A 25,701-nucleotide genomic window follows, 5' to 3' on the forward strand; every position below is an offset into this window, starting at 1 on the left:
CAGGCCGGCGCTGGGCCAGGCCGGCGCTGGGCCAGGCCGGCGCTGGGCCAGGCCGGCGCTGGGCCAGGCCGGCGCTGGGCCAGGCCGGCGCTGGGGCTGGCCGGTCCGGGGCTGGCGCTGGGCCGGCCTGAGGCCGCCCTAAGGCCGGGGCCGGTCTGAGGCCAAGGGTCGGCCTGGGACTGGGCCGAGCCGGTGCCGTGTCGGCGCCGCGTCGGTGAGTGGTCCGTTCAGCGCGCCGAGCTGCGCCGAACGACCTAGTCGGCGATCAGTCGCCGTGAAGGGTTCGCGCGGAGTTCGGTGAGCTGGGTCACGGTGCGGCGGCCTCGGCGGTCCAGTTCGGCCGCGTCGATCCAGCCGTTGGCGAAGTAGCGGTAGTCCTGGGCGAGCTTGACCAGCTCCGCCAGGTAGTCGGCCGAGCGGCGGCGGCGCTCCTCGTCGAACGAGGCGAGCAGCGGCAGCTGGGTGTCGACGACCTCGTCGATCATGCGGGCGGCCTTCAGGGCCCGCCTCGCGCGCCGGCGCTTCACCACCGGCAGGTTTCCGACCACGTCGCCCCCCGTCCCGCAATCCCGTCGTTGCCTTGGTCGCAACACGAGCCGCGAGCGTTACCGGTTCGTTCCCCCACGCCCCGGTCATCAGCGGTATGGCGTCCAGGGGGTCGTGGTGTCGCCCCGGCGCAACGCCCTGAGCCGGGACTTCAGCTCCGGGGCCACGTCCGGGTGGCTGCGCATGATCGGCAGCACGCTCGTGGTCAACTTCAGCTCCCTGACCTCGCGCAACACCGGGAACCCGGCCCACCGGACGACGTCGAAGCCGTACTCGTCGGCCAGTTGCCGGTACCACTCGGCGGGGTGCCCGAAGCGGGCGACGCCGACCGGCAGGGTGCTCAGGTCCCACTCGCGCGGGCCGATGCTGGTGGAGTCGAAGTCGCAGATCACCGGCCCGGACGGGCTGGGGATGAGGTTGCCCAGGTGCGCGTCGCCGTGCAGCACGCCCTGGGGCAGCGCCGTCCGCAGGTCGACCAGGCGGTCCTCCAGCTCGGCGACCCGGTCCTCCAGGAACCGGCGGTCGTCGTCGGCCAGCTCCTCGGCGTCGGCGATGCGCCTGCGCACGTCGTCCAGCGGCGCCCACCGCGGCAGGTCGAACCCGGGTTCGGGCAGCGCGTGGACCTGGCGCAGCACCCGCCCCAGGTCGCGGCCGTCGACCGGCGGGCCGGACGCGGGCACGGTGTGCCAGACGGTGGCCAGGTGCTCGCCGACGGCCAACGGCTGGTGGACGCCCTCGACCAGGCGCACCGCGGGCACGTCGTGGGCCGCGAGCCACCGCGCGACCTCGACCACCTTGTGCGCGCGGTGGCGCAGCTTCATCGACCCGATGATCCGCACCACGACCCGGTCGCGGGGCAGCTCGAACACCGCGTTGCTGGTGAACTTGACCAGCCGCGCGTCCCGGTGCGCCAGGCCCAGCCGCTCGCACAGCCGCCGCAGCACGTCGGTCAGCGCGGCATGGGTGAACCTGCCGTCCGGGGCCGCGTGCCGCGGTTCAGGCAGCGCTGTCGCTGCCGGTGAACCTGGCGACGCGTTCAGCCAGCTCGCGGGCATTGGGGTTGTTCCGCCGCTTCTCGGCCTCGCGCAGGAGCGGCTTCATCCGGTCCTTGGTCCGCACGGACTTGAGGCCCTCGGACAGCTCGATCGCCTGCCGGCCGAGGCGGGCGCCGTGGTCGATGTCGCCGTCGAGCAGGTGGTTGATCGACAGCGAGGTGAGGTTGAACGACCGGCTGCGGCTCATGTCCTCGCCGTAGCCGCTGATCGCCTTGGTCAGGGCGGGGATCGCGGTGCGGGTGTACTTCTTCGCGTCGACCATCTGCGCCAGCTCGGTGTGGACCGTGCCGATCATCGCGGACAGGTCGTTGGCGTCGAAGAACTTGGCCCACGCGGGCGCCTCGGCGACGTTGGCGCGGGCGAACTCGTCGCGCGCCCGGCCGAGCAGCTTGAGCGCCTGGTCGTCGGAGCCCATCTTCGCGTAGGCCCACGCCTCGTTGGCGCACAGGATGCCCACCGCCAGCTCCGAGCCGGAGTTCTGCGCGGCGAGCTGGCCGAGCTGGAACACCTTCAGCGCGTCGTCGGGCGCGTCCTGGTGCAGGTAGACGCGGCCCATCCGGTAGAGGATGTTGGCGACCAGCTCTTCCTTCTTGCCCTGCTTGGCGAGCCCGAGCGCCTGGCCGAAGTGGTTGCGGGCCGAGTCGTACAGACCGGTGTCGAAGGACGTCCAGCCGGCGAGGTTGTGCAGGTCGGCGAGGGCGACGTAGAGGCGCTCCTTGACCAGCTCGGTGGCGTTGGCGCCGAGCATCTGCTGGCCCCACGAGAGCTGGGCGACCACGGCGTCGCGGCACGAGCCGCCGCCGTACTGGTAGTCGAGCGTGCGCAGGGCTCGCGTCGCGGCCTCCACCTGCCGGACGTCGGTCATGCCGATGCGGCCTGGGGCCGGTGTCTGCGCGGGCGATGAAGCCCAAGACCCGGAGTCCGTACCGAACACGGCCGCGCCGACGGTGATGGCGGCGGCGTGCGCGAGGAACTTCCTTCGCTTCACCGACTCGTCCTCCTCAGAATGGGGTGAGTCCGCCGTGGCGGCCACCCGCACTGCCGTGGCCTCGTCGTAAGCGAGACCCATGTACCCCCTGGGGACGCCCAGGCCCTGGGCGATCCGCGCGAGGACGTCGTAGGCCATGACCTGTCGTCCCTTGAGGATCTCCGAGACCTCGGACTGCGACTGGCCCGTCAGCGCCGCGATCTGGCGCTGCGACACGCCGTGCCTGCGGAGCAGCCGGTAGACCGTGCTGATCTCGCGCTTGGCCAGCGCGTCCCGCATCTCCTGCTGGTCCCAGACGTCTGGTGTAACAGGAGAGCTCGGCGAACCGATGGTGTTCAATTGCGCCCCCTCACAGTCCTTTGGGCGTCAACGGCAGAGTAGGGGACTCCCCCAACCGCGAGAAGTACCGATCGGCGAGGCTGATCGGCCCTGCCGAACTCCGCTGACCGTTCACCGTGGAACGGCCACCGGCCAGCGCTGTGACATCCCGATCCGGCTTGAATTCTCGCAATCTGGGTTCCGGTAAGCGAGCGAGCACGGAGAGGAAACGTCGTGGAGCTGGTCGAGCGGACGGGGACCACCACAGGTCGGTCCGCGCGCGCCGCCACCACGACCGTTCCCGCTCCGGCTCCGACGTCCGTCCAGGGGCCGACCGACCTCGGCTCCGGATGGCGCGGCACGACCGGGCGACGTCACTGGTGGCGGGTTCGCTGCAGTGACGTGGTCGACCGGGAGCGCTGCCTCACCGTGATGGTCGACCGGGGCCGCGTGGTCCTGGTCGGCCCTCCCGGGGAGACGGCGGTGCTGTCGGCCGATCAACTCGTACAGCTCAGGGCCGCGCTGCGTGAGGCCGCCGAGCAGGCGGAAAGGTGACGGTGACGTTTCGGTGGACGAGATCCTCGGACAAGTTCTTCGCAACGCGGTGTGGGAACGCTTGGACCTGCTCACCGAGCTGGCCAACGAGGCCGACGCCCCGTCCCTCCTGTCGGTGGCCCGGTCCGAGCTCCCCCGGCTGACCGAGGGGTGGCGGGCCCTGCTCGCCGCGCACGAACCGGACGAGAAGGGCAACTGCCCCGAGTGCTCCGGACGGTGGCGGCAGCAGAAGAGCCCTTGCTCGGTGTGGCGCGCCGCGTACGAACACCTGGTCGCGGGCGGTTTGGCCCCGCGCCCGGCTCGGCACCTCCGGTCGGCGCCGGTGACGCCTCCTGTCACCCGGTCGCGCCGCGGGGTGATCGCCCGAGCCCACTGACGGGCGGCCCCGACCTGTCGTTCCCCCGACGCGACCAGGTCGAGCACCCGCCTACTGGCCGGCGGTCCGGGACGTGCGAACCCCCGACCGCGACGAACGGACCGCCGGCCGGCCGAAACAACTGAACCGGGTACGACCCCACAGACATCCGCGGGCCGGTGTTGTGCACACCTTCCCTCCCCGACCGGCACTGGTCCGCGGGCACCACGTCGGCCCCGATGTCCGCTCCACCCGCGCGGGCATCGGGGCCGGTTCCACGTCCGGCTGGTTCGCCCGAGGGCGAAATTCCGGTTTCGATGCGACGAGCGACCGTTTTCGAGCGACGGGCGGTCGCCGGGTCCCGCGATGCGGGAGCGCTAGCGGCGCGTCCCGGTGCGCCAGGCCAGGTAGGACGTCAGGCCGGGGAACAGCCGCCCGCTCACCTCGAACGCCTTCAACTGCCAGGGGAAGACCACCTCGTCGCGCTCCCGCTCGACCGCCCGCGCGATCCGCGATGCCACCTCTTCGGGCGACACGGTCGGGATGAGCCGGGCGACGAGGGGGATGCGCTCCTCCGCACCGGGGTTGTTGGCGAAGTAGCGGCTGCTCACCTTGCCGGGGATCACCTCGGTCACGCCGACGCCGGTGCCGCGCAGGTCGAGCCGGAGCGCGGCGGTGAGCCCGCGCAGGGCGTAGCGGGACGCGGCGTAGCCGGTGGCGCCGGGGATCGGCAGCCGGGACACCGGCGAGTTCACCACGACGACCCGACCGCTGCCCCGCGCCCGCATCCCGGGCAGGAAAGCCCTGGTCAGGTGCAATGCCGCCCCGAACGGGAGGGCGATCATGCCGGTCAGCTCCGCGGCCGGGGTGTCGTCGAGGAACAGCCAGCGGCCGACACCCGCGTTGTTGACCAGCACGTCCGGCGGCCCGTACTCGCGCAGGACCCGTGCGACGAGCGCGTCGACCTGGGCGGTGTCCGCGAGGTCGGCGGGCAGCGCGGCGGCACGGCCGCCGATCGCGGTGATCCGCTCGACCTGCTCGTCGAGCGCTTCGGCGCCGCGGGCCACGAGCAGTGCAACCGAACCGCTCCTCGCGAGCGTCCGCGCGGTCGCGAGGCCGATGCCCTGCGACGCGCCCGTCACCAGGACGGTCCTGCCGGTCAACCTCACGCCTGTCCCCTTTCACGCCACCGAACGGACCCGGGTCACGAACGCGGCCGCGCACAGCGTGGCGACCGCCGAGGCCGCGAACAAGCCGCGGTAGCCGGCCGTCGCGCCCAGGATCGCGGTGGCCAGCAGCGGTGCCAGGACCTGGGGCAGCGAGTTCGCGATGTTGAGCACGCCGAGGTCCTTGGCCCGGTCGGTCGCGGCCGGCAGCACCTGGGTGAGCAGGGCCAGCGCGACCGCCCAGTACCCGCCGAACCCGACGCCGAGCAGCGGCGCGGCGACCAGCGCCGCCACCCACGTCGGCCAGGCGGCCAGCAGCAGCGCCGCCACCGCCATCACGCCGGCCGACACCAGCACGTAGGGCCGGCGGCGGCCGGTGCGGTCGGAGCGCACGCCGAACCACCACGCGCCCGCGGCGAGCGCGACGCCGTAGAGCAGCATCAGCACCAGCAGGCCGTCCTCGGGCGACGGGTGGCGCACCACGTCGTCGAGGAAGTACAGCAGGTACAGGGTGCCGAACGCGTTCCCGAGGTTGATCGTGAAGTGCGCGCACCACGCCCACGCGAAGTCCCGGTGCGCGCGGGGCGAGACCCACAGCTCGCGCCACCGCAGCGGGGGCCGGTGGCCGGCCGGCAGCCGCACGTCGGGCGTGACCAGCACGAACGCGAGCGCGCCCGCCACCACGACCGCGGCGCACGCCAGGTAGCCCGCGCCCAGGCCGGTGACCAGCGCGGTCACCACGACCGCGCCCAGCACGGTGCCGAGCATCTGCGAGACGCCGACCAGCCCGCCGACCTTCGCCCGCTGCCGCACCGGCACCCGGTCGGGCACGGCCGAGGTCAGCGACGCGAGCATCCCGTTCAGGCCCGCCTGCACCAGGCACCACCCCACCGCGACCGCCGCGATCGACGCCGCCGAGGCCAGCACGACCAGGCCGGTCGCGCCGACCAGCGCGCCGGCCAGCGTCCAGGGGTGCCGCCTGCCGAACCGGGACGTGGTGCGGTCCGAGGCCAGGCCGACCAGCGGGTTCGCCACCAGCGCCACCATCGCGCCCACGCCGGTGACCAGCCCGAACACCGCCTCCTTGGCCCCGGCGTCGAGCAGCTCGGCCTGGCGCGGCAGCAGCACCTGGATCGGCGCGTAGATCGCCAGCCACAGCCCGAGGTTGGCCAGGAACAGCAGCGCCATCCAGGACCGGCGGACGGGGGCGACCGGTTCGGCCAGCGCCTCCGTGGTCACCGCCGGATCCGATCGCGGTACCACCCGAAGGAGGCGCGCGGGGTGCGTTCGAGGGTCTCGTAGTCGACGTGGACCAGGCCGAACCGCTGCGAGTACCCGGAGTCCCACTCGAAGTTGTCCATCAGCGACCACACGAAGTAGCCGCGCACGCCCGCCTCCAGCGCGGCGTCCACGTGCCCCTCCAGGTATGCGATCCGCTCGGCGTCCTCGATCGAGTGCTCGTAGCTGCACCCGCTCTCGGTCACGTAGACGGGAGGCAAGTCGACAAAGCGATTCCGCAACAAAGTGATCATCTCGGTGAGCCCCGAGGGCACCACCGGCCACCCGAACCCGGTCCGCGGGTGCTCGGTGATGTCCACCAGCTCGAACGGCAGCGGGTTGCCCCCGGAGGGCGCCCGCACGCGCGTCGGGTTGTAGTAGTTCACCCCGTAGAAGTCGAGCGGCGCGGACGTGACCTCCAGGTCGCCGTCGCGCACGGGCATCAGCTCGGCGAGCCACGCGGGGTACCGGCCGGCCAGCAGCGGGTCGGCGAACAGCCAGTTGTGCAGGTCGGAGTAGGCCGCGACGGCGGGCTCGTCGTCGCCCCACACCGGCGTGTGGTTGTTGGCCGTGCCCACGGCGCGGGCGCCGGCGGCGCGCAGCGCGGCCACGGCCAGGCCGTGCCCCAGGTTGAGGTGGTGCGCGACGGGCAGCGCGTCGAACAGCAGCGCCTTGCCCGGCGCGTGCTGCCCGGTGGCGTAGCCCAGCAGGGTGACCATGGCCGGTTCGTTGACCGGGATCCACAGCGCCACCCGGTCGGCCAGCCGCTCGCCGACCTCGGTCGCGAAGTCGGCGAACCGCCCGGTGGTGTCCCGCGACAACCACCCGCCCGCCTCCTCGACCTCGACCGGCGTGTCCCAGTGGTACAGCGTGACCACCGGCGCGATGCCGGCCGCCAGCAGCTCGTCCACGAGCCGGTCGTAGAACCCCAGGTCACCGGCCAGCACGCGGGGCCAGGAGATCGAGAACCGGTAGGCGCCGACGCCCAGCGACCTCATGAGCGCGACGTCCTCGCGGTAGCGGTGGTAGTGGTCGCAGGCGACCGAGGCGTCCCGGCCCCCGGCCGCGGGGAACGCGTCCCACACCGACGGCCGCCTGCCCGCCGCGGTGAACGCGCCCTCGACCTGGAACGCCGACGTCGACACACCCCACAGGAACTCGTCGGGCAGGGTCACTCGGGCCTCCCAAACATGAAAGTGATTCGGATCGTAGGCGTGTTGCGCCGCGAAGTGAAGTGCGCGCGGCCCGAAGCGGGCACTATGGAATCCCGCAGTCCATTTCGCAGGAGTCGCCGTGACCAGTACGACCCCGCTGCGCCGCCAACCGGTGCAGCAGCGCAGCGCCAAGCGCGTCGAGCGCATGCTCGAAGCCTGCGCCCAGCTCATCGAGGAGGTCGGCTACGACGGGGTGACCACGACACTGATCGCCGAACGCGCGGGCGTCGCGGTCGGCTCGCTGTACCAGTTCTTCCCCGACAAGCGGGCCGTCGTGCAGGCGCTGACCCTGCGCAACCTGGAGAAGTTCATCCAGACGGTGGACGGTCGCTTCGGCTCGACCACGCTGGAGCACTGGTGGGACGCCGTCGACTCGATCTTCGACGTCTACGTCCAGATGCACCGCGAGGTGCCCGCGTTCTCCCGGCTGCACTTCGGCGACGTGGTCGACATGCGGCTGCTGGACGACCGCCGCGACAACAACACCGTCATCTCCGACCGCATCGCCGAGATGATCTCGGCGAAGTTCGGGATCCCGCTCGACGAGATCCAGCTGCCGATCTCCATCGCGGTCGAGGCCGCGGACGGCGTGCTGAACCTGGCGTTCCGCCGGGACGCCGCGGGCGACCCGAAGATCCTGGACGAGGCCAAGGCCATGGTCCGGGGCTACCTGTCGACCCGGATGCCGGCCTAGCCGAAGCACCGCCCCTCGCCCCGGTAGGTGGGCACGGTCCGCTCGACCACGTCGCCTCGCACGAGGTGGTAGTGGGTGAAGCGCTCCGCCAGCTCGCCCGCCTTGGCGTGCCGCAACCACACCCGGTCGCCGGGGCGCAGCGAGTCCGCCGCCCGGCCGACCACCGGGGTCTGCACCTCGCCCGCGCCCTCCAGCGGCAGCAGCTTCAGCCCCACCGGCAGGTACGGGGTGGGCTGGCGGTCGGCGGTCGCCGTGCCCGACGCGACGTAGCCGCCCGCGAACAGCGTGGCCACCCCGGGCGCCGGCCTCCGCACCACGGGCAGCGCGAACAGCGCCGCGGGCCGCGGCCGGAACCCCCGGTAGCCGTCGAACAGCGTCGGCCCGATCAGCCCCGACCCGGCGGCCAGCTCGGTCACCGCGGGGTCCGCGGCCGTGACCTCCAGGCTGCCCGTGCCGCCGCCGTTGACGAACTCCAGGTCGGCGACCGAGCGCACCGCGCGCACCGCAGCCGAGCGCCGCTCGACCAGCTCGTCGACCGAGCGCCGCTGCATCCACCGCAGGACCGCGCCGCGCACCGGCTTGCCCGGCGGCCGGTCGCCCAGCCCGGCTACCTGGCCCTCGTAGGCCATCACCCCGACCAGCCGGAACCCCTTCCGCCGCACGATCTCCCGGGCCAGCGCGCCCGCGTCGCGCGCGGTGTGCACGGGCGAGCGCCGGGGCCCGACGTGCAGGCCCGGCAGCGGGCGCCAGGACACGTCCAGCTCCAGGCAGACCCGGACCTCGGGGTGGTCCGCGCCCAGCGCGGCCCGCACGACGTCCAGGTGCTCGACCGAGTCCACCACGACCGTGACCCGCGCCCGCGCCTTGTCGTCCGCGGCCAGCCGCCGCAGCGCCTCGACGTCCACGGTCGGGTAGGCGACCAGCAGGTCGTCGGACAGGTCCTCGTCCGACAGCCACAGCGCCTCGGGCAGCGAGTAGCACATCACCCCCGCGTACCCGGGCCGCGCGAGCACCCGTTCCAGCAGCGCGCGCACCCGCACCGACTTGCTGGCCACCCGGATGGGGCGACCGCCGGCGCGGCGCACGAGGTCGTCCGCGTTGTGGTCGAAGGCGTCCAGGTCCACGACCGCGAACGGCGGGTCGAACCCCTTGGTCGCGGCATCAAAGGACGTGCGCATGGACCTACCGTACTTGAAAGGTGAAAGCCATTCACCTACGGTGACAACCCGGAGGTGGGACGTGGGGACACCGTGGACCAACTGGGCGCGCACGGCGTCCGCGAACCCGCACCGCGTGGAGCGCCCGGCGAGCCGGGACGAGCTGGCCGAGGTGGTCGCGGGGGCGTCCGCCGTGCGCCCCCGCGGCAGCGGGCACTCGTTCACCGCCATCGCGGTGGCGCCCGGCGTCGCCGTGGACCTGACCGACTGGACCGGCATCACCGACGTGTCCGGCGACCTCGTCACGGTCCGCTCGGGTACCACGCTGCGGCAGCTCAACGCCCTGCTCGACCACCTCGGCCTGGCCCTGCCCAACCTCGGCGACATCGACGCCCAGACCGTCGCGGGCGCCATCTCCACCGGCACCCACGGCACCGGCGCGGCGCTGGGCGGCCTGGCCACCCAGGTGGCCGCGCTCGAACTCGTGCTGGCCGACGGCACGATCGCCACCTGCTCCGCCGAGCAGGACCCCGACCTGTTCCACGCCGCCCGCGTCGGCCTGGGCGCGCTGGGCGTGATCAGCGCGGTCACCCTGCGCTGCGTGCCCGCCTTCGTGCTGCACGCCCGCGAGTCGCCGGCCCGCCTCGACGCCGTGCTGGAGGAGTTCGACCACCTCACGGCCACCGAGGACCACGTGGAGTTCCACTGGTTCCCGCACGCCGACCGGGTCATCCTCAAGCGCAACAACCGCACGGACGAGCCGGCGGCGCCCCTCTCGGCGGCCCGCCGCCTCTACGAGTACGAGGTCGTGGAGAACGGCGCGTTCGGCCTGGTCTGCCGCCTGGCCAGGGCCGTGCCCGCCACCACCCGGACCCTCAACCGCCTCTGCGGCGCCGTGGTCTCCGAACGCGTCTACCGGGACGTCTCCCACCGCGTGTTCGTCACGCCCCGCCGCGTCCGCTTCGTCGAGACCGAGTACGCCGTGCCGCGGGCCGCGCTGCACGACGTGCTGCGCGAGCTGCGGGCCCTCGTGCCCCGCCTGGACCACGGCGTGATCGTGCCGGTCGAGGTCCGGGTCGCCCGCGCCGACGACATCTGGCTGTCCACCGCGCACGGGCGCGACACCGCCTACGTCGCCGTCCACCAGTACCTGGGGATGCCGCACCGGCAGTACTTCGACGCGTTCGAGCGGATCGCGAACGCCGTCGGCGGGCGGCCCCACTGGGGCAAGCTGCACTCGCTGACCGCCGACACCCTGCGCGGGCGCTACCCGCGCTTCGACGACTTCCGCCGGGTCCGGGACGAGGTGGACCCCACCGGCAAGTTCGCCAACGACCACCTGGTCCGGGTGCTCGGCTAGAACGCGTCCGCGATCGGGACGTCCCCGGAGACCAGTTCGTAGGTGCGCCGCACCGTGCCGGGCCGGTCGAGGATCGCCACCACCACGGCGGCCACGTCGGCGCGCGGCACGTCGCCGCGCACCGGCTCCTCGGACAGCGCCACCAACCCGGTGGGCTCGTCGTCGGTCAGCCGACCGGGGCGCAGGATCGTCCAGTCGAGGTCCCGCTCGCGCAGGTCGTCCTCCGCGGCGCCCTTCGCCCTGAGGTAGGCGTCGAACACCTCGTCACCCGTGGTCCGCCCGATACCGGTGCTGCTGATCTGCACGAACCGCCGCACGCCCGCCCGTTCGGCGGCGTCGGCCAACAACGCCGAGGCGGCCCGGTCGACGGTGTCCTTGCGCGCCACCCCGCTGCCCGGCCCCGCGCCGGCGGCGAACAGCACCGCGTCCGCGCCCGCCAGGTGCCCGGCGACCGAGGCGACGTCCGCCGCCTCCAGGTCGCACAGCACGGGGTCCCCGCCCGCTGCCCGCACGTCGTCGAAGTGGTCGGGGTTGCGCACCAGCGCCGTGGCCCCGTCACCCCGCGCGGCCAACAGCCGCTGCGTCGACAACGCGATCTTGCCGTGTCCTCCCGCGATCACCACCCGCATGGTGAGACCGTAGATCAGGACGCGGTCGCCAGCACCTGCTCGTAGACCAGCTCGTTCACCCAACGGGTGGTGGCGGTGTCCTCGACGGGCACCGTCTCGTTGCGGCCGGCCACGTCCGTGGACAGGTTCAGCTCGTCGTCGGCGAGCAGCACCGACACCCCGTGGCGCCGCACCCGCGGCAGGCAGTTGGCCAGGTAGTCGTGGGTGAACGCGACCGAGGACGGCAGCACCGCCGCGGCGTTGCCGAACCGGGCGAACGGCACCGCCGAGGCCAGCGCGGTCCGCCAGTGGCGGGCCACCGCCAGCACGCCGACGATCCGCACCGCCGCCGGCGGCACCCGACCGTCCATCTCCGGCCACACCCAGGTGGACACCGTGGTGCGGTCCGACTCGGGCCCGGCGCCCACGCACACCCGCTCGGCGTGCGCGTCGGCCAGCAGCTCGGCCACCACGATCACCCGGCGACCCATGAGGACCATCTCCGGCAGCACCACGCCGTGCCAGCCGAGGCGGACCGCCGCCGAGGCGGCCAGCTCCTCGGCGGAGCCGGGCAGTTCGGGAACCGGGATCGCGGTGGCCGACAGCGTCCGGGCGTCGTCGGTGTCCGCGATCCGTGCTGGGGTGCTGCTCACGCCAGGGCCTCCTCGGCAACCACGGCGGGTGCCCGCCGCGTTTCGACTCGTGCTCTGGATAAGGCGTACCAGGTGACCCCGGCCCGCCTCGCGGCTCGACGGGGCTCCTGCGATCGGCGGCGTCGAGCGGTCGGTAACCGGTCGGTGGCCGACCGGCCGACTTCGGCCCGGCGGTGCTGCCGTCTGGGTGACCCCGCGGCGCCCGACACCCGCGAATCACTGCCCAGAGTGCGCGAGCGACGCCTGGAATACCCCCTGCGCCGCCCCCGAAACCGACACCGGCGACCGCATCACCGACCGCTCGCCGCACCAGAACGACCGACCAACCCGGCCCCGGGCACGGCCGCCACCAGCACGTGTGGCCTGGCTCACACGGTGGCGCGCGTGCCGGCGCGCGGCTCGGCGGCGCGCTCCGGGGAGGCGTCGGAGCCCGGCGACGGGGAGGCGTCCGGCCCCGGCTGCGGGCCTCGATCGGCTTGCGCCATCCCGAAGTGGAGTAAGGCGCGTCACACGCTCCGCGACCACGAGGCGGTTTGACCGTCGGTCCGCGCCACGGATGGGTGCCAACGCACCGGGTGAACCCGCTAGGCCGAGCGAGTGATGTAGCTCACCGACACACGGCCGCCGGCGGACAATCGCCGGAGCGATGCCAAAAAGCACCGAGGCCCCGCAACGATCTGCGGGGCCTCGGTGTTACGTGGGCGAGGGGGGAGTTGAACCCCCACGTCCTTTCGGACACACGGACCTGAACCGTGCGCGTCTGCCATTCCGCCACTCGCCCTGAGCGACGAGAGGAACACTAGCACGGCCTCCTACCGAGTTACCAATCGCCCCGTGTACCGGCACGTCACCCCGGATACGATCGGTAGTAGAAGTCGACCGAGTCGGAGGGTTGCCGTGGGCCTCGTACAGCGCTTCGAGCGCCGTCTCGAAGGCATCGTGGGCAACACCTTCGCGCGTGTGTTCGGCGGCAACGTCGTCCCGCAGGAAGTGGCCCAGGCACTGCAGCGGGAGGCGGAGAGCAACATCCGCGAGTTGGCGGGTGGCAGGTTGCTCGCGCCGAACCACTTCAAGGTCCTGCTGGGTCCGCAGGACCACGATCGGCTTGCCGGGGACGGTCAGGATGAACTACGCATCACCCAGCTTCTCGGGGACTCCATCCGGGAGCACCTCGAAGAGAGCGGATGGGATACCTATGGTGACGTCGTAGTCTCCCTGGAGCGCTCCGACGCGCTGCACACCGGACAGTTCCGAACCAGCTCGTCCGTCGACCCCGACGTGAAAGTTGCCAGCCGACGGTCAGCACCACCTCGCACTGCAGGAGACGGATCCATGAGCCAGCCTCCCGGCTACGGACAAGGACAGGGCCAGCCCGGCTACGACCCCTATGCGCAGGGCGGCTACGGCCAGCAGGGCTACGACCAGCAGCAGGGTTACGGCCAGCCCGGCTACGACCAGCAGCCCGGTTACGGCCAGCCCGGCTACGACCAGCAGCAGGGTTACGGCCAGCAGCAGGGCTACGACCAGGGCTACGGCCAGCAGGGCTACGACCAGGGTTACGGCGGTGGCGGCCAGCAGCCCGGCTACGGCCAGCCCGGCTACGACCAGGGCTACGGCCAGCAGGGCTACGACCAGGGCTACGGCGGCGGTCAGCAGCAGGGCTACGACCAGGGCTACGGCCAGCAGCCCGGTTACGGCCAGCCCGGCTACGACCAGGGCTACGGCCAGGCCGGTTACGGCGACCCGGCGCAGGGCGGCTACGCCCCGCCGGCGGTCCAGTCCGGTCCGCGCCAGCTGAACGCCACGCTCCACCTGGACGACGGCTCGAACCGCACCTACAACCTCAAGCAGGGCGGCAACGTGGTCGGCCGCGGCCAGGAAGCCGACTTCCGGCTCCCCGACACCGGCGTCTCCAGGAGGCACCTGGAGATCACCTGGGACGGGCACAGTGCCATGCTCGCTGATCTCGGTTCGACAAACGGCACCACGGTGAACGGCACCCCGGTGCAGACTTGGCAGCTCGCGGAGGGCGACGTCGTCCGCATCGGCCACTCCTCGCTGGTCTTCCGCACCCAGGGCTGACCGGCCGACCCCGACCGGCCAGAGCCGACCGGCCGGGGTTGCTCCAACCGGGGGCGTTCAGCCCGGGTCCGACCGACCCGGGATGATCACCCGGGGGCCGACGGGTCGATCCGAGCACGTCTCGGGTTCCGACGTGGCGTGACGGCACTCAAGGCACTCAAGTCAGGAGCGGTTACAACCGGTGCCAGAGCTGGTGATGCAGCTGACCAGAGCAGGTTTCCTCATCCTGCTCTGGTTGTTCGTGTTGGCTGCGCTTCGAGTGGTCCGCTCCGACCTGTACGCGGCGTCGGGGCTGCGCGTCCCGACGCCGAAGTTCGGCCGGGGCGGCGAGAAGAAGAGCGCCAAGGGCGCGAAGGTCGCCCGGCAACTCGTCGTCACGCACGGCGCGCTGGCGGGCACCCGGATCTCCCTGGACGGCAGGCCGATCCTGATCGGCCGCGCCGACGACTCCACGCTGGTGCTGGACGACGACTTCGCGTCGACCAGGCACGCGCGGCTGTCCCTGCGCGGCACCGACTGGTTCGTGGAAGACCTGGGGTCCACGAACGGCACCTACCTCGACCGGGCGAAAGTCACGGCCCCGACGCGGGTCCCGCTCGGCTCCCCGATCCGGATCGGCAAAACGGTGATCGAGCTGCGCTCATGACCCTCGTCCTTCGATACGCGGCCCGCAGCGACCGGGGCCTGGTGCGCTCGAACAACCAGGACTCCGTGTACGCGGGTCCCCGCCTGCTCGCGCTCGCCGACGGCATGGGCGGCCACGCCGCCGGCGAGGTCGCCAGCAAGGTGGTCATCGCCGCCCTGGCCCCGCTCGACGACGACGAGCCCGGCGACGACCTGCTCGGCCAGCTCCGCGACGCGGTGATCGCGGGCAACGGCGCGATCTCCGAGCTCGTGCAGAGCGACCCCGACCTGGACGGCATGGGCACCACGCTCACCGCCGTGCTGTTCGCGGGCACGCGGCTGGGCATGGTGCACATCGGCGACTCCCGCGCGTACATGCTGCGCAACGGGGTGTTCACGCAGATCACGCACGACGACACGTTCGTCCAGTCGCTGATCGACGAGGGCCGCATCACCGAGGAGGAGGCGGCCACGCACCCGCAGCGGTCGCTGCTGCTGCGCGCGCTGACCGGCCACGAGGTGGAGCCCAGGCTGATGGTGCGGGAGGCCCGGCCGGGCGACCGCTACCTGCTGTGCTCGGACGGCCTGTCCGGCGTGGTCAGCATGGAGACGCTGGAGGAGGCCATCCGCATCCCGGACCCGCAGGCGTGCGCGGACCGGATGATCGAGCTGGCCCTCAAGGGCGGTGGACCCGACAACGTGACGGTCGTCGTCGCCGACGTGGTCGACGTGGACTTCGGCGAGAACGCGCCGATAGTGGGCGGCGCGGCCGGCGACGGCAGCGAGGACCCGCTACCACCCGACTCGCCCGCCTCGCGGGCGAGTTCCATCACCGGGCCCCGGCCCGTGCCGCAGCGGGTGGACCCGCCGCCGGCCGCGCCGCCGAGCCCCCGCCGGTCGCGCGGCGCGAAGCTCAAGGCGCTGGCCCTCGTGGTGTTCCTGCTGCTCATGCTGGCCGCCGCGGGCCTGGCCACCCGCTGGTACGTGCTGCGCCAGTACTACGTCGGCGTCGGCGACAACAACGAGATCTCGGTGTTCCAGGGCGTCACCGGGAGCGTCCTCGGGTTCGACCTGCACCGGCTGGTGGAGGGCTCGTGCTCGCCGGGCGCGCAGGCGTGCGAGCCGATCACCGTCGACGACCTGAAGGTCTCCGCCCGCGACGTGGTGCGCAACGGCATCACCGACGTGGACGGCCTGGAGGACGCGCGCGAGGCGATCCGCCAGCTGCGGACCGAGCAGACGCTCCAGCTGTGCCCGCAGGAGAGCACCGCGACCACCGGGGCCACCCCGCCCGCCGGGACCACCACGGCGCCCACCACGACCACCACCACCAACCCGGACCAGTCGGCGTCCCAGGCGGCGCCGCCCACGTCCACCACCCCGGAGGGAACGCCCCTCACCACGCCCGCGCCGAGGCCGGGCACGGATTGCCGGAAGGGTCAGTAGTCGCATGGGTTCGCCGGTCCCCGGCACGGAGGGCGCACCGCTCGCGGCGAGCACGGGCAGCACGGCGGCGAACAGCACGTCGCCCGGGTTGAGGCCGCCCACGAAGCGGGGCACCGAGATCTTCATGCTCGCGTTCGCCGCCACGATCGTCACGGCGGCCCTGATCCTGGTCGAGGCGAACCAGGAGCAGGAGCTGACCATGCGCATCGTGTGGTTGGGCCTGGCCTACCTGGGCCTGCTGACCGTCGCCCACCTCGCCGTGCGCCGGTGGGCGCCGTACGCGGACCCGGTGATCCTGCCGTGCGTCGCGCTGCTCAACGGCCTGGGCCTGGTCATGATCCACCGGATCGACCTGGCCATGGCGGACGTGAAGCTGCCCGGCGGGCAGACGTGGGACCCGGCGGCGTCGAAGCAGGTGCTCTGGACGGCCATCGCGGTCGTGCTGTTCTGCACGGTGCTCAAGGTGCTGTCCGACCACCGCACGCTGGCCCGCTACGGCTACACGTTCGGCTTCCTCGGCCTGGTGGCGCTGCTGCTGCCCGGCGTGCTGCCGAGCTTCATCGCGCCCGAGATCAACGGCGCGAAGATCTGGCTGAGCTTCGGCGCGTTCTCCATCCAGCCCGGCGAGTTCGCCAAGATCCTGCTGATGGTGTTCTTCGCCGCGTTCCTGGTCTCCAAGCGCGACCTGTTCACCATCGCCGGCCGCCGGGTGATCGGCCTGGACCTGCCGCGCGCCCGCGACCTGGGCCCGCTGCTCGCCGCGTGGGCCGTCGTGGTCAGCATCATGGTGCTCCAGAAGGACCTGGGCTCGTCGCTGCTGTTCTTCGGCATCGTGCTGGTGCTGCTGTACGTGGCGACCGAGCGCGCCGCGTGGGTGGTGCTGGGCGTGGTGCTGTTCTCCGGCGCCGCCGTCCTGGCCTGGCGGATCTTCTACCACGTGCAGGTCCGCGTGCAGAACTGGCTGGACCCGTTCGTCGACCCGTACGGCGCGGGCCACCAGATCCTCCAGTCGCTGTTCGGCATGGGCACCGGCGGCCTGTTCGGCGCGGGCCTGGGCGGCGGGCGGCCGGACGAGATCCCCGAGGCCAACACCGACTTCATCACCGCCGTCATCGGCGAGGAGCTGGGCTTCGTCGGCCTGTCCGCGGTGCTGCTGCTCTACACCGTGTTCGCGCTGCGCGGCCTGCGCAACGCGCTCGCCGTGCGCGACACGTTCGGCAAGCTGCTCGGCGGCGGCCTGGCGTTCGCGGTGGCGTTCCAGATCTTCATCGTCGTCGGCGGCGTGACCAAGCTGATCCCGATGACCGGCATCACCGCGCCGTTCCTGTCCAAGGGCGGTTCGTCGCTGCTGGCCAACTACATCCTGGTGGCGCTGCTGCTGCGCATCTCCAACGCGGCGCGCGGCCCGAAGTCCGGCCCGAAGCCGCGGCCGCAGCAACCCGCCATCGCCGACCAGTTCACTGTGATGGTGGAGCGTCCCCGATGAACACACCGCTCCGACGGGTCGGCGTCGCCATGATGGCGATGATCCTGCTGCTCCTGGGCAACGCCACGTACGTGCAGGTGATCAAGGCCGACGACTACCGCAAGAACCCGCTGAACCAGCGGGTGGTGCTGGACCAGTACTCGCGCGAGCGCGGTCAGATCATCGCCTCCGACGGCACCCCGCTGGCTGCGGTGCAGAAGACCGACGACCGGCTGGAGTACCTGCGGACCTACGCCAACGGCGCGGTGTACGCGCCGGTCACCGGGTACTTCTCGTTCATCTACGGCACCGGCGGCCTGGAGCGCGCCGAGGACGACCTGCTCAGCGGCTCGGACGACCGGCTGTTCGCGCGCCGGGTGTCCGACCTGATCACCGGCCGCGACCCCAAGGGCGGCAGCATCCAGCTGACCATCGACGCCAAGCTCCAGCAGGTGGCGTACGACCAGCTCGCGAGCCAGGGCCTGACCGGCTCGGTGGTGGCGATCCGGCCGCAGACCGGCGAGGTCCTGGCCATGGCCAGCACCCCGTCCTACGACCCGAACCGGCTCGCCACCCACGACGGCGACGCGCAGGAGACGGCCTGGCTGGAGCTGACGCAGGACGAGTCCGAGCCGATGCTGAACCGCTCGGTGCACCAGATCTACCCGCCCGGTTCGACGTTCAAGCTGGTGGTGGCCGCCGCGGCGCTGGCCGACGGCAAGGACAGGAACAGCGAGGTCGACGGCAGGCCGACGATCACGCTCCCGGGCACGAACACCCAGCTGCCGAACTTCAACGACACGATCTGCGGCAACGGCACCACGGCCAGCCTCCAGGAGGCGCTGGCCAAGTCGTGCAACACGGCGTTCGCGGTGCTGGCCAACGAGCTGGGCGCGGACGCGCTGCGCGAGCAGGCGGCCAAGTTCGGCATCGGCGAGCAGGACCTGACCATCCCGCTGTCGGTGGTGCCGTCCACGCTGGGCCCGATCTCGGACAAGCCGTCGCTGTACCAGACGGGCATCGGCCAGAAGGACGTCCGGGTGACGCCGCTGGCCAACGCGATCATGACGGCGACCATTGCCAACGGCGGCGTGCGCATGCAGCCGCACCTGGTGAGCAAGGTCCTGGCGCCCAACCTCCAGACGATCAGCGAGACCGACCCGGACGAGGTCGACGAGGCCATGGACGCCGACGACGCCCGTGAGCTGCGCGACATGATGATCGAGTCGGAGAAGAACACCGCGGGCGGCGGCAAGCTCAGCGGCGTGACCATCGCGTCCAAGACGGGCACCGCCGAGCACGGCGTGGACGTCCGGACCACCAAGCCGCACGCCTGGTACGTGGCGTTCGCGCCCGCCGAGGAGCCGGAGATCGCGATCGCGGTGATCGTGGAGAACGGCGGCCAGGCGGGCCAGCTCGCCACCGGTGGCCGGGTGGCCGCGCCGATCGGCCGCGCGGTCATCGGCGCCTACCTCGGGGGACGCTGATGCTGTCCTCCGGCCAGTTGCTCGCCGAGCGGTACCGCCTGACCAGGCGGATCGCGGTCGGCGGCATGGGCGAGGTCTGGGAGGGCGACGACACCCGGCTCGACCGCCGGGTCGCGGTGAAGGTGCTGAAGGCGGAGCTGAGCGGCGACTCGCAGTTCCTGGAGCGGTTCCGCATCGAGGCGCGCACGACCGCGTCGCTGAACCACCCCGGCATCGCCGCCGTGCACGACTACGGCGAGACCGCGTCGATCCCGGACGGGCCGGAGGACACCGCCTACCTGGTGATGGAGCTGGTGGAGGGTGAGCCGCTGGCCGCCATCATCGCCCGGGGCAGGCTGGGCGCGGACCGCACGCTGGACGTGCTGGAGCAGGCGGGCAACGCGCTCCAGGCCGCGCACGAGCGGGGCCTGGTGCACCGGGACGTGAAGCCGGGCAACATCCTGGTCACGCCCGAGGGCAAGGTGAAGATCACCGACTTCGGCATCGCGAAGGCCGCCGACGCGGCGCCGGTGACCAACAACGGCATGGTCATGGGCACCGCCCACTACATCGCGCCCGAGCAGGCGCTGGGCCACGCCGCCGAACCCGCCTCCGACGTGTACGCGCTGGCCGTGTGCGGTTACGAGTGCCTGACCGGGCACCGGCCGTTCCTGTCGGAGAACGCGGTGACGGTGGCGATGATGCACATCCGGGACATCGCGCCGCCGCTGCCGCCGGACGTGCCGCCGGGCCCGCGGGCGCTGATCGAGGCGACCCTGGTGAAGGACCCCCGGCAGCGCTACCGCAACGGCGGCGAGTTCGCCGCCGCCGTGGGCGCGGTCCGGGCCGGTCAGCCCCTGCCCGCGCCGTCCGGCCTGGCGATGGCCGTCGGCGGCGGTCCGCTGCCCCAGCAGGTGCCGTCGCAGGTGCCCCAGCCGATGAGCCCGCCCCGGGGTCAGCACGCCCACCCGGGCGTCCCGGTGACCCACCCGGGCTCCCGTCCGGGCATGCAACCGGTCCCACCAGCGGTGAACAGTCCGCACACGGGCGCTTTCGGTCCGTTGCCGCCCGGAGCGGGCCCACCGGGGCGCAACCGCGCCGTGCTGTGGGTTATGGTCGCTGTGCTGGTGGTCGCGCTGCTGGTGCTCGGCGTGGTCCTCCTGCGCTGGGCGTTGCGCGACGAAGAGGTGCCCGGCGGAGCGAACCAGAGCACCACGACCGCCCGCCGGCTCGACGACTCCACCGATCGGCTCCCCGGCACCCCGAAGGTGACGATCACGAAGTCGGACTACGTCGACCTGCCGGTGGACGAAGTCGCCGAACGGCTCTCCGGCTACGGCCTGGAGACCGAGGTGCACTCCGCCGACGGGGGTGTGCCGCGGGACCAGGACCGGTGCCTGGTGTCGGACGTGGCGCCGACCGGTGAGGTCGCGGTCGGCGCACGGGTCACCGTGACGTGCGTGCCGACATGAACGCGGAGCGGCGCGGACGGCACTGGCGGCGTCCCGGGGCGCGAACGGAACGAGCGGCACGAAGGCAAGGCTTGAAGGCTTGATGGTGAGACCGTTGACGAGGAGCGGGACGAAGCACTGATGAGCACTCCGCGACTGCTCTCCAACCGCTACGAACTGGGTGAGACGCTCGGCTACGGCGGTATGTCGGAGGTGCACAAGGGCCGGGACGTCCGGCTCGGCCGCGACGTGGCCATCAAGGTGCTGCGCGCCGACCTCGCCCGCGACGCCCAGTTCCAGGAGCGCTTCCGGCGGGAGGCCCAGAACTCCGCGGCGCTGAACCACCCCGCGATCGTCGCGGTCTACGACACCGGCGAGACCCAGACCGAGTACGGTCCGCTGCCCTACATCGTCATGGAGTTCGTCGACGGCCGCACGCTGCGCGACATCGTCAAGACGCAGGGCCCGCTGACGGGCAAGCGGGCCATGGAGGTCATGGCCGACGTCTCGGCGGCGCTGGACTTCAGCCACCGGCACGGCATCGTGCACCGGGACGTCAAGCCCGCGAACGTGATGATCACCCGCTCGGGCGCGGTGAAGGTGATGGACTTCGGCATCGCGCGCGCGGTGCACGACGGCCAGGCCGCCGTGACCCAGACCGCCGCGGTGATCGGCACGGCGCAGTACCTGTCGCCGGAGCAGGCGCGCGGCGAGGCCGTGGACGGCCGCTCCGACGTGTACGCGTCGGGGTGCGTGCTGTTCGAGCTGCTGACCGGCGAGCCGCCGTTCACCGGGGACTCGCCGGTGGCCGTGGCGTACCAGCACGTGCGGGAGGACCCGAAGCCGCCGTCGTCGCTCAACCCGAAGGTGACGCCGCAGCTCGACGCGATCGTGCTCAAGGCGATGGCCAAGGGCCCGGCCAACCGGTACCAGTCGGCGGCCGAGCTGCGCGCGGACCTGGTGCGCGTGCTGTCCGGGCAGCGCCCGTCCGCGCCCGCCGTGATGACGGCCGAGGACCACCGCACGGCGGTGATGAACCAGTCGCCGCGCACCGAGGTCGCGTCCGGCGGCGGCGGTCGGCACCGGTCGCAGCCGTCGCGCCAGGAGGCCGCCGAGTACGACGCGCTCACCGACGAGGAGGAGGAGCAGCGCGCCCGGCGCAAGAGGATGCTCATGATCGGCCTGGTGGTCCTGCTGTGCGTCGCCGTGCTGGCGCTCGCCGTCTGGATCACCACGACCTGGCTCGGCGGCGACGACGAGGACCCGGGCAACACCGCGCCGCAGAGGGTCGACGTGCCCGCCGTGCTGGGCATGACCCAGTCGGCGGCGCACAGCGCGCTCCAGGAAGCGGGCCTGGACTCGACGGTCGAGCAGACGCCGTGCCAGCCGGGCACCGAGCCCGCGTGCACCGAGGCCGACATCGGCAAGGTCGTGGCGACCGACCCGCCCGTGGGCACCGGGGTGGAGAAGGGCGCCAAGATCACCATCCTGGTGGGCAAGAGCGCCGAGCAGATCGAGGTCCCGACCGTGAAGGGCCTGACCCCGCAGGACGCGCAGAAGAAGCTGGAAGCCGACAAGTGGGGCTTCGAGCAGGCCACCGAGACCATCGAGGTCGAGGACCCGGCGCAGGTCGGCAAGGTGGTCGCGCAGGCGCCGGAGGCGGGCACCACGGCGGCCAAGGGCAGCACCATCACCGTGACCATCGGCCGGGCGCCGGACACCGTGCAGCTGCCGGACGTGACCGGGCAGACCGTGGCCAACGCCCGCGCCACGCTCGAGGGCAACGGCTTCAAGGTCCAGACCAAGGACGTCGACAGCGCCGAGGAGCAGGGCCGGGTCGTCGCCCAGAACCCGGACCCGGGCCGGGCCGAGAAGGGCACGCTGGTCACGCTGAGCGTGTCGAAGAACAACCTGTTCCTCATGCCGGACCTGCGCGGGATGAGCGAGAACCAGGCCCGCAGCAAGCTCAACCAGGCGGGGTGGACCGGCGGCGAGCTGGTGGTGTCCGAGGAGCCGACCACGGACATCTCGCAGCGGGACAAGATCATCCAGCAGGAGATCCAGCCGAACACGCCGACGAACAAGAACACGCGGATCAACGTGACGAAGGCGGAGTTCAGCGTCGGGGGCGGACCTACGACGACGAGGTGAGCCACGCCCTTTCGCGAAGGGCCCGTCCCGCCGGCGGGACGGGCCCTTCGCGTTGAACCGATCGGCGGTATCCACTTCGGTCACCGATTCAATACGTTGAGTTCGGCGGCGAGCCCGGAGATAGACGGACCACCGGTTGGGGGAATAGTGCGCAAGAAGATCGCTGTGGTTTTTTCGGCTGCCGCGACAATGGGGGCGATGCTGTTCGGGAACGGAGCCGCGGCCAACGCCGCGGAACCGGGCCCGGTCGGCGCGCAGGCGCTGTGCCCCGCTGACCAGGTGTGCTCTTACCAGACCACGGAGTTCGGCGGCATGAGCTCGAGCGGGTACGCCGTCGGCTCGGGTTACTGCTGGCCGGTCAGCTTCGACGCCCGGTCGATCGTGAACAACACCTACACGGTGCAGCGGGTGTGGCAGCACTCGAACTGCACCGGGCAGAACATGGTCATCGCAACCAACAGCTTCGAGATCGTGCCGTTCACCTTCCGCGGCCGAGGCGGCTATTAAGCCCACCGGCAGACCCGGCACCGAGCATTAATCGATCAGTTGGGGGAAAGGTGCTCAAGAAATTCGCTGCGATTTTTTCGCTCACCTTGGCGGCGGGAGCGGCGTTGTTCGCGGGAGGCCCGGTCGCGAACGCGGCCGGACCGGGGGGCGTCGGCGCGCAGGCGCTCTGCCCCGGCGGGCAGGTCTGCGTCTACCAGTACCCGGAGTTCAACGGGGAGTACCGCTTCTCCTACCCCGTGTCGTCCGGCAGCTGCTGGCGCATCTCGGTCGACGCCCGGTCGATCGTGAACAACAGCTACACGGTGCAGCGGGTGTGGCAGCACTCGGACTGCACCGGGCAGAACATGGTCATCGCGACCAACAGCTTCGAGATCGTGCCGTTCACCTTCCGGGCCGTCGGCGGGCTGTGACCCGCGGCTGAGCCGGTCGAGGAGGGGGTTCCCGCAGCTCGCCGCTCGGGGATCCCCTCCTCGTGCCGTGCCCGGTCCTCAGACCCGGCCGGCGGCCGCGGCGAGCTGCCGCATCCCGTTCTCCAGCTGCGCGACGGTCGTCTCGGGCACCTCGTGGCCGCAGGTCCTGAGCCAGTTGGCGAGCATCCGGTGGCCGCCCTCGGTGAGCACGGACTCGGGGTGGAACTGGACGCCCTCCACCGGCAGCTCGCGGTGGCGCATCGCCATCACCACGCCGGTCTCGGTGAGGCCGGTGACCTCGAACTCGGCCGGGATGGTGTCCGGCAGCACGGTCAGCGAGTGGTAGCGGGTGGCGGTGAACGGGCTGGGCACGCCCTCCAGCACGCCCGCGCCCTGGTGGTGCACGACGCTGGTCTTGCCGTGCAGCAGCTCGGGGGCGAGGTCGACCGTGCCGCCCCACACCGCGCCGATGGCCTGGTGGCCGAGGCACACGCCGAGCACCGGGACGCCGCGGTCCGCGCAGTGGCGGATGACGTCCATGCTCCGGCCCGCCTTCTCGGGCGTGCTGGGGCCGGGGCTGACGAGGACGCCGCCGACGTCGTCGACCTCGTCCAGCTCGACCACGTCGTTGCGCCGGACCACGCACTCGACGCCGAGCTGGGCCAGGTACTGGACGAGGTTGTAGACGAAGCTGTCGTAGTTGTCGACCACGAGCACGCGCATGCCGCCAGCGTAGCCGTGACGAACCTCTCCAGCTAAGTGAGATTAGCCTAACCTAATCTTGAACGCATGAGTCGTTCTCTGCGCGTCGCCGTCGTCGGCGCCGGTCCCGCCGGCATCTACGCCGCCGACACCCTGCTCAAGTCCGACGTGGAGGTCAGCGTCGACCTGCTCGACCGGCTGCCCGCGCCGTACGGCCTGATCAGGTACGGCGTCGCGCCGGACCACCCGCGCATCAAGGGCATCGTCACCGCGCTCCAGCGCGTCCTGGACCGGCCGGAGGTGCGGTTCTTCGGCAACGTCGAGTACGGCGTCGACGTGAAGCTGGACGAGCTGCGGCAGTTCTACGACGCGGTGGTCTTCGCCACCGGCGCCGACAAGGACCGGCCGCTGGACGTGCCCGGCATCGACCTGGACGGCTCGTACGGCGCGGCCGACTTCGTCTCCTGGTACGACGGGCACCCCGACGTGCCGCGCACCTGGCCGCTGCGGGCCCGCGAGGTGGCTGTGCTCGGCGTCGGCAACGTCGCGCTCGACGTGGCCCGCGTCCTGGCCAAGACCGCCGACGAGCTGCTGACCACCGAGATCCCGGACAACGTGCACCAGGGCCTGGCGGCGAGCCCGGTCACCGACGTGCACGTGTTCGGCAGGCGCGGCCCGGCGCAGGCCAAGTTCACCCCGCTGGAGCTGCGCGAACTCGACCACTCGCCCAACGTCGAGGTGGTCGTGCACCCCGAGGGCATCGACTTCGACGCCGCGAGCGTGGAGCTGATCCGGTCCAACAAGCAGGTCGAGATGGTGGTCAGGACGCTCCAGGAGTGGGCGATCCGGGACGTCGGCTCCCGGCCCCGGCGGCTGCACCTGCACTTCCTCCAGGCGCCGGTCGAGGTGCTCGGCGCCGACGGCTCGGTGACCGGGCTGCGCACCGAGCGCATGGAGCTGGACGGCTCCGGCGGGGTGCGCGGCACCGGCGAGCACACCGACTGGCCCGTGCAGGCCGTGTACCGGGCGGTGGGCTACCTGTCCGAGCACCTGGCCGACCTGCCGTTCGACCACTCGTCCGGCACCGTGCCGCACCAGGCGGGCCGCGTGCTCGACCTGGACGAGCAGCCGATGACCGGCGTCTACGTCACCGGGTGGGTCAAGCGCGGGCCGATCGGGCTGATCGGGCACACCAAGGGCGACGCGCTGGAGACGGTGACCAGCCTGCTCGCCGACGCGCCGCTGCTGCCGGCCGCGCCGGCGCCCGCGCCCGAGGCCGTGGTGCGGTTCCTGGAGCAGCGGGCCGTGCCGTTCACCACGAACGAGGGCTGGCTCCGGCTCGACGCGCACGAGGTGGCGCTCGGCGCGGAGCGGGGCCGGCAGCGGGTCAAGGTCGTGGGCCGCGACGAGATGACCGGCATCTGCCGGGGCTGAGCGCGCCGGGCGGGCC

The 25,701-nt window shown here is 72.2% G+C and carries 24 protein-coding genes and 1 tRNA gene; 14 read left to right on the forward strand and 11 right to left on the reverse strand.

The genetic code is table 11. The features are described from left to right. Nucleotides 1–254: 254 nt before the first annotated feature. The 3 genes from ACFV4N_RS00630 to ACFV4N_RS00640 form a co-directional block, all read right to left on the reverse strand. Nucleotides 255–548 carry a hypothetical protein gene (locus ACFV4N_RS00630; RefSeq protein WP_499670365.1) on the reverse strand — a complete coding sequence of 98 codons (294 nt, stop codon included), beginning with the start codon at nucleotides 546–548 and terminating at the stop codon, nucleotides 255–257. Nucleotides 549–635: 87 nt separating this feature from the next. Next, nucleotides 636–1,490: an aminoglycoside phosphotransferase family protein gene (locus tag ACFV4N_RS00635; protein ID WP_499670366.1), complete on the reverse strand. Its 855-nt coding sequence runs from the start codon at nucleotides 1,488–1,490 to the stop codon at nucleotides 636–638. A 52-nt stretch (nucleotides 1,491–1,542) separates the two neighbouring features. Beyond that, complete coding sequence (locus ACFV4N_RS00640; RefSeq protein WP_499670367.1) at nucleotides 1,543–2,868, reverse strand: NsdA family TPR-like regulatory protein; 1,326 nt, start codon at nucleotides 2,866–2,868, stop codon at nucleotides 1,543–1,545. A 441-nt stretch (nucleotides 2,869–3,309) separates the two neighbouring features. Here ACFV4N_RS00640 and ACFV4N_RS00645 point away from each other — a divergent pair, with 441 nt between their 5' ends. Then, nucleotides 3,310–3,462, forward strand: coding sequence for a hypothetical protein (locus ACFV4N_RS00645; protein ID WP_499670368.1), 153 nt, complete (start codon nucleotides 3,310–3,312; stop codon nucleotides 3,460–3,462). 13 nt (nucleotides 3,463–3,475) lie between these two features. Continuing rightward, nucleotides 3,476–3,838, forward strand: coding sequence for a hypothetical protein (locus ACFV4N_RS00650; protein WP_380632765.1), 363 nt, complete (start codon nucleotides 3,476–3,478; stop codon nucleotides 3,836–3,838). 356 nt (nucleotides 3,839–4,194) lie between these two features. On the opposite strand, the gene ACFV4N_RS00655 is transcribed toward ACFV4N_RS00650, so the two are convergent. From ACFV4N_RS00655 to ACFV4N_RS00665, 3 genes are read right to left on the reverse strand one after another with little or no spacing between them, the layout of a single operon-like run. Then, entirely contained in the window at nucleotides 4,195–4,986 is a 792-nt protein-coding gene (locus ACFV4N_RS00655) for an SDR family NAD(P)-dependent oxidoreductase (RefSeq protein ID WP_499670369.1), read from the reverse strand. 12 nt (nucleotides 4,987–4,998) lie between these two features. Then, nucleotides 4,999–6,171, reverse strand: a complete 1,173-nt coding sequence (locus tag ACFV4N_RS00660; RefSeq protein ID WP_499670411.1) for an MFS transporter — start codon at nucleotides 6,169–6,171, stop codon at nucleotides 4,999–5,001. A gap of 47 nt (nucleotides 6,172–6,218) precedes the next feature. Continuing rightward, a complete protein-coding gene (locus ACFV4N_RS00665; protein ID WP_499670370.1) occupies nucleotides 6,219–7,436 on the reverse strand; it encodes a glycoside hydrolase family 1 protein in 1,218 nt (405 codons plus the stop codon). Between the two features lie 118 nt (nucleotides 7,437–7,554). Here ACFV4N_RS00665 and ACFV4N_RS00670 point away from each other — a divergent pair, with 118 nt between their 5' ends. Continuing rightward, nucleotides 7,555–8,169: a TetR/AcrR family transcriptional regulator gene (locus tag ACFV4N_RS00670; RefSeq protein WP_499670371.1), complete on the forward strand. Its 615-nt coding sequence runs from the start codon at nucleotides 7,555–7,557 to the stop codon at nucleotides 8,167–8,169. Here ACFV4N_RS00670 and ACFV4N_RS00675 read toward each other — a convergent pair. Further along, on the reverse strand, nucleotides 8,166–9,347 hold the full coding sequence (locus tag ACFV4N_RS00675; protein WP_499670372.1) for an amino acid deaminase/aldolase: 1,182 nt from the start codon (nucleotides 9,345–9,347) through the stop codon (nucleotides 8,166–8,168). The two genes, ACFV4N_RS00670 and ACFV4N_RS00675, sit on opposite strands and share 4 nt — an antisense overlap. Before the next feature lie 61 nt (nucleotides 9,348–9,408). Between ACFV4N_RS00675 and ACFV4N_RS00680 the strand changes: the two genes are divergently transcribed. After that, nucleotides 9,409–10,686, forward strand: coding sequence for a D-arabinono-1,4-lactone oxidase (locus ACFV4N_RS00680; protein ID WP_499670373.1), 1,278 nt, complete (start codon nucleotides 9,409–9,411; stop codon nucleotides 10,684–10,686). Here ACFV4N_RS00680 and ACFV4N_RS00685 read toward each other — a convergent pair. The 3 genes from ACFV4N_RS00685 to ACFV4N_RS00695 form a co-directional block, all read right to left on the reverse strand. Further along, complete coding sequence (locus ACFV4N_RS00685; protein WP_499670374.1) at nucleotides 10,683–11,315, reverse strand: NAD(P)H-binding protein; 633 nt, start codon at nucleotides 11,313–11,315, stop codon at nucleotides 10,683–10,685. The genes ACFV4N_RS00680 and ACFV4N_RS00685 overlap by 4 nt on opposite strands. A gap of 14 nt (nucleotides 11,316–11,329) precedes the next feature. Next, entirely contained in the window at nucleotides 11,330–11,947 is a 618-nt protein-coding gene (locus tag ACFV4N_RS00690) for a hypothetical protein (RefSeq protein WP_499670375.1), read from the reverse strand. A gap of 698 nt (nucleotides 11,948–12,645) precedes the next feature. Continuing rightward, nucleotides 12,646–12,728 (reverse strand) — tRNA-Leu (locus tag ACFV4N_RS00695). A 116-nt stretch (nucleotides 12,729–12,844) separates the two neighbouring features. On the opposite strand from ACFV4N_RS00695, the gene ACFV4N_RS00700 reads away from it, so the two are divergent. From ACFV4N_RS00700 to ACFV4N_RS00740, 9 genes are all read left to right on the forward strand, one after another. After that, nucleotides 12,845–14,029 (forward strand): FHA domain-containing protein, encoded by a 1,185-nt coding sequence (locus ACFV4N_RS00700; RefSeq protein WP_499670376.1) that lies wholly within the window; start codon nucleotides 12,845–12,847, stop codon nucleotides 14,027–14,029. 181 nt (nucleotides 14,030–14,210) lie between these two features. Next, entirely contained in the window at nucleotides 14,211–14,675 is a 465-nt protein-coding gene (locus tag ACFV4N_RS00705; protein ID WP_499670377.1) for an FHA domain-containing protein FhaB/FipA, read from the forward strand. Continuing rightward, entirely contained in the window at nucleotides 14,672–16,099 is a 1,428-nt protein-coding gene (locus tag ACFV4N_RS00710) for a PP2C family protein-serine/threonine phosphatase (RefSeq protein ID WP_499670378.1), read from the forward strand. The genes ACFV4N_RS00705 and ACFV4N_RS00710 overlap by 4 nt, the downstream gene beginning before the upstream one ends. A 4-nt stretch (nucleotides 16,100–16,103) precedes the next feature. Further along, complete coding sequence (locus tag ACFV4N_RS00715) at nucleotides 16,104–17,585, forward strand: FtsW/RodA/SpoVE family cell cycle protein (protein ID WP_499670379.1); 1,482 nt, start codon at nucleotides 16,104–16,106, stop codon at nucleotides 17,583–17,585. Then, entirely contained in the window at nucleotides 17,582–19,051 is a 1,470-nt protein-coding gene (locus tag ACFV4N_RS00720; protein ID WP_499670380.1) for a peptidoglycan D,D-transpeptidase FtsI family protein, read from the forward strand. The genes ACFV4N_RS00715 and ACFV4N_RS00720 overlap by 4 nt, the downstream gene beginning before the upstream one ends. Further along, nucleotides 19,051–20,502 (forward strand): serine/threonine-protein kinase, encoded by a 1,452-nt coding sequence (locus tag ACFV4N_RS00725; protein WP_499670381.1) that lies wholly within the window; start codon nucleotides 19,051–19,053, stop codon nucleotides 20,500–20,502. Before ACFV4N_RS00720 ends, ACFV4N_RS00725 begins: the two co-directional genes overlap by 1 nt. A 120-nt stretch (nucleotides 20,503–20,622) precedes the next feature. Further along, a complete protein-coding gene (gene pknB, locus ACFV4N_RS00730) occupies nucleotides 20,623–22,632 on the forward strand; it encodes a Stk1 family PASTA domain-containing Ser/Thr kinase (protein WP_499670382.1) in 2,010 nt (669 codons plus the stop codon). 147 nt (nucleotides 22,633–22,779) lie between these two features. Next, entirely contained in the window at nucleotides 22,780–23,139 is a 360-nt protein-coding gene (locus ACFV4N_RS00735; RefSeq protein WP_499670383.1) for a peptidase inhibitor family I36 protein, read from the forward strand. 50 nt (nucleotides 23,140–23,189) lie between these two features. Next, nucleotides 23,190–23,549, forward strand: a complete 360-nt coding sequence (locus ACFV4N_RS00740; RefSeq protein WP_499670384.1) for a peptidase inhibitor family I36 protein — start codon at nucleotides 23,190–23,192, stop codon at nucleotides 23,547–23,549. A 78-nt stretch (nucleotides 23,550–23,627) separates the two neighbouring features. Here the strand turns inward: ACFV4N_RS00740 and ACFV4N_RS00745 are convergent, their stop codons facing one another. After that, entirely contained in the window at nucleotides 23,628–24,272 is a 645-nt protein-coding gene (locus tag ACFV4N_RS00745; RefSeq protein ID WP_499670385.1) for an aminodeoxychorismate/anthranilate synthase component II, read from the reverse strand. 66 nt (nucleotides 24,273–24,338) lie between these two features. Between ACFV4N_RS00745 and ACFV4N_RS00750 the strand changes: the two genes are divergently transcribed. Then, nucleotides 24,339–25,685, forward strand: coding sequence for an FAD-dependent oxidoreductase (locus ACFV4N_RS00750; protein WP_499670386.1), 1,347 nt, complete (start codon nucleotides 24,339–24,341; stop codon nucleotides 25,683–25,685). The last annotated feature ends 16 nt before the right edge of the window (nucleotides 25,686–25,701 follow it).

This window comes from Actinosynnema sp. NPDC059797 (assembly GCF_042732085.1).
In the GTDB taxonomy this organism is placed as follows: domain Bacteria; phylum Actinomycetota; class Actinomycetes; order Mycobacteriales; family Pseudonocardiaceae; genus Actinosynnema.